The organism is Enterovibrio nigricans DSM 22720, from assembly GCF_900167155.1.
Lineage (GTDB): Bacteria > Pseudomonadota > Gammaproteobacteria > Enterobacterales > Vibrionaceae > Enterovibrio > Enterovibrio nigricans.
The window spans coordinates 1-3384 of record NZ_FUXU01000166.1 but is presented as its reverse complement, the minus strand read 5'-3'; the positions used below and the strand labels follow the sequence as shown (position 1 = coordinate 3384).

The window sequence follows — 3384 nt, the reverse complement described above, 5'->3', positions numbered from 1 at the left end:
GCCTGTCTTGTTTCTTCGCCACTGACAGTTGAAGCATTAAATCAGCGGCGGTAATAAAGCGTGTTTTCAACCCTTTTTGAACGGTAAGCTGGCCATAGCTGCCATTTCTAAACACACTATGTTGCAAGATGTGAGAATGCCCCACCCCTCCTGGTATATTCCTTCGTACTTCAAGCTTCTTAAGAGTGGCTTGCTCGACAGTTGGTACTGCTTCAGCTCACCGTAACCCCGCTCTATTTCCCAGCGCTGCCAGTAAACCTCGACTAGGGCTTCCAACTCATACGTCGTTGGACACAGGCAAGATGTGATAAAGCCTTTTATCTCTCCCTTTGGTGAAGGGATGAGTACCAGTCTCGCTGTATGACTCAATAATTTCATATCTGAGTTTAGATTTAATGGGCGTCAGCCAGTGAGTATTTTGACCACAGCCCTGCCAGATAAAAAAGCTTGGCTGACATAAACCTCTGCCAAAGAGAGTGAGGGAATTGTCTTGTGCTGACCCCACTAACTGCTGTGCAGACGCGATTTTACTTTGCGTCATCGGCCCAAACGCTGCGTCAGATATCATGTGTGTTTTGGTCGACATCAAGGTGACAGCAAGCACTGAGGGGAATGAGGCTGACTTTTGCACATTGCTGATTACTGTCAATATTATGAGTTCTAAAGTAAGCTCCATCGGCACTGAGCACCTCAAACTGCATACCTTGTCGAAGTCACATTGTTTTCCCACTGTGCGGCCGTTAGCTTAAACGCATCGGCTCGGCACCCAGCTTTCTCTTCCTTTTATGATGCTACCCGTAGCGAGAAGAGGCAGCTCCCCTTTGGTATCAGGGAAAGCCAGTTCCTGTTGGCCACATACACTTTGAATAGAACGGTTGCGCAGCAATCCAGCCCCTAAAACCAGCCAGACAGCCTGCTCCGTGGGGAAGCGCCTTTTGCGCAAAGAAGCTCATTTGGTCAGCTTGACAGCTTCGTTAACCCATTCCAGAGGGATATGCTTAGAAGAAGCATTGATGTGATGGTCTTGACAAAACTCAGCCATGACATACAACTCTTTGGAAAGTTCAGACATAAAAAAATCGGCCTCAACAATGTTGAGACCGATTATGAAGCCCGCGCAGGATCGTTCAATTACTTAAAACGATCGGCATTACTCATTTGAGTGGGCTTTTTGCTATCTACGTTTTGATGTTCTAAGCCAAAAAGACTTAAACGTGTCAGAACAGATTGGCCTGACACAAGGGCTATTCTCGAGTATCAACAGCTCTCTCATTGTTCTGGGCTTGAGAAATTATAGAAGGCTAACTATTTAAATGCTGTTATGTGTAATATCTTCAACGCCTAAATTGTTAAGGGCGTTCCATCGAATTTCACTAAAACAAAATGCAGCTATAATTACATCAAAATGTCGAAAGTCCTGACGGATCTTTCCTTTTAGCATAGCATCATCAACTTCAGCGGTAGTATAACTATCAATGTCCAATGCATTAACAGCACTGGCTCCAAGGTTTGAGGCTTCTCGTGAAATTGAGATTGCATCCTCCATTAAAAATACATCTTCTTTAAGGTCACTAATTTCACTAGCTGTTCTTCCCCAACAGTCCCCATGAGAACCTGTTAAGATTAAAACCTTGTCACTTTTTTTGATGAGAGGAAAGACTATATCGGCTACTCCATCGCCAGAAACAGGGCCAGAGCCAGTGTAAATAGTTACTTCATGGCTATCTTGAGTAATTTTATGATATCCCCATTTATCCGATTTTCTATCTATTAACCTTAAAAAAATATCGCTTCTATCAGTAAAATCTTTTTCTGAAAAATATGATTTCATATGTTGCTCTCCTTTTCTGGTGGTATTGATAATTAATTCATATGTCACTAACTATCAATGTAAACTCAAACTCACATCATCTTATAATCAAAAAAAAGATTCAGACTTCATAAAGAGAATTGATAACGCAAAAACAAGAAAATAAATCAGTTATTTGAATAACAGTAGAGAAAACTTCCAGATAATGAGATTTAAATATGTTTGTTTCTCTTCCCCGACTTGATAGATACCTCTTTGTTAGACATGGTGGCGGCGTTGTAGATCAAATTACTCACCTAACGTGCTGATCCATCGTGTATTAACCGCATTTCTCAACTCGGTAACTGACAGGCATACCTAGTCTTATGGCTTTGTTCATCGCCTTCGCGTTTGCCAGTGCTTCGCCGACTTGCGCATCGTAATCACGTAAGAGCAGTTATGGACTGAGTGATTTTTTATACCTATACATCCCAGTTTCTGACAAGGAACGTTGGTAATAATCCGTTTCTCGTTTCCGCTCCTCCAACTGACCTGATTTCAAGGCGCTTACTGCTTCATTTCGTGGATGGCCGTCCTCCCAATAGCCAGTATTACTGCGCGGTGGAATGGTCGGTTTTATATCTTTTCTCCTCAACACCGGATAACAGGCTTTCGTATCGTAAGCGCCGTCGGCAAAGCTTCATTGTCACCGACAGAGTCTAAGCCAGCGACAGCTGAAATGACCTCATACGTACTGGCATCAATCGCAAGGTGTAGCTTTCGCCAACTACGGCGCTTTTCCTCGCCGAACACCTTTAAGCCTGTTGCATCAATAACAACATGTGCAATAGGCCCACCTCAACGGTCTTTGCCCGTTTGCCGATGTAGTTGTATGACGGCGATTTCGCTGCACGTCCATCAGGTCAAATATTAAGTCAAGAAAGCCTTGAGTACCGCGCAAAGGGAGCTTGAAAATGCCTTTAATCATTAGCGTCGTTTAAATGGTACCATCGGTAAATGTAAAGCCTCTTCCTCGTTTCCCATGATGCTCTTTGCGGTGCCAACTCTGGATAGCAGCTTCACCAACCCAAAAGGTGAGTGAACCTCTATTAATCAATGCTTGATTGTATTGCTTTCAATTACTGATTTTGTACTTGGCTTTACTCATCATCGCCACCCGTTTGCAGATTCTAATGATCTGATCACGGCTCGGATGGTTAGTTCAATGATTTAGGAAACAACGCGCATAAATGCGCCAGTGATGGTCAGTGAAGTGTTAGTCTGCGCTTAATGCGTTTAAACCTATAGGTCTGATACCCCTAGAACAGCGGTTTGAAACGGGTATCGAGAGGGTTAGGCTCGGGGTAAACGGTCGAGACCTATAGGTTTGTGCAAATCTATAGGTCTCATTGAGGTCGATATCGGGGTTAATGTGGCAAGGCGATTTTGCCGTACTGAGGGGCTGCGCCTTTCTCTTTGAGGTAGTATTCCAAATCCTGCAAACGGTCAATGTCTTCTATAGGCACATCAATTTCTGCGCTCCAGTAACGACAATCTGCTTTCGCGTCTTGTTTGCCTATCCACTTAAACTGGGA

4 protein-coding genes and 1 pseudogene are annotated in these 3384 nt (G+C 43.7%); all 5 read right to left on the bottom strand.

Features of this window, described 5'->3' with window-relative positions; all coding sequences use genetic code 11:
* Positions 1-66: 66 nt before the first annotated feature.
* Positions 67-378 (bottom strand): transposase, encoded by a 312-nt coding sequence (locus B5D35_RS25445; RefSeq protein ID WP_342068304.1) that lies wholly within the window; start codon positions 376-378, stop codon positions 67-69.
* Positions 379-745: 367 nt separating this feature from the next.
* Positions 746-886 (bottom strand): hypothetical protein, encoded by a 141-nt coding sequence (locus B5D35_RS25150; protein ID WP_244556724.1) that lies wholly within the window; start codon positions 884-886, stop codon positions 746-748.
* A gap of 63 nt (positions 887-949) precedes the next feature.
* Positions 950-1072: a hypothetical protein gene (locus B5D35_RS25355; RefSeq protein WP_269809270.1), complete on the bottom strand. Its 123-nt coding sequence runs from the start codon at positions 1070-1072 to the stop codon at positions 950-952.
* A 237-nt stretch (positions 1073-1309) separates the two neighbouring features.
* Complete coding sequence (locus B5D35_RS23125; RefSeq protein ID WP_078754754.1) at positions 1310-1831, bottom strand: hypothetical protein; 522 nt, start codon at positions 1829-1831, stop codon at positions 1310-1312.
* A 298-nt stretch (positions 1832-2129) separates the two neighbouring features.
* Positions 2130-2906: pseudogene (locus B5D35_RS23120) on the bottom strand (IS5 family transposase).
* Between the last annotated feature and the right edge of the window lie 478 nt (positions 2907-3384).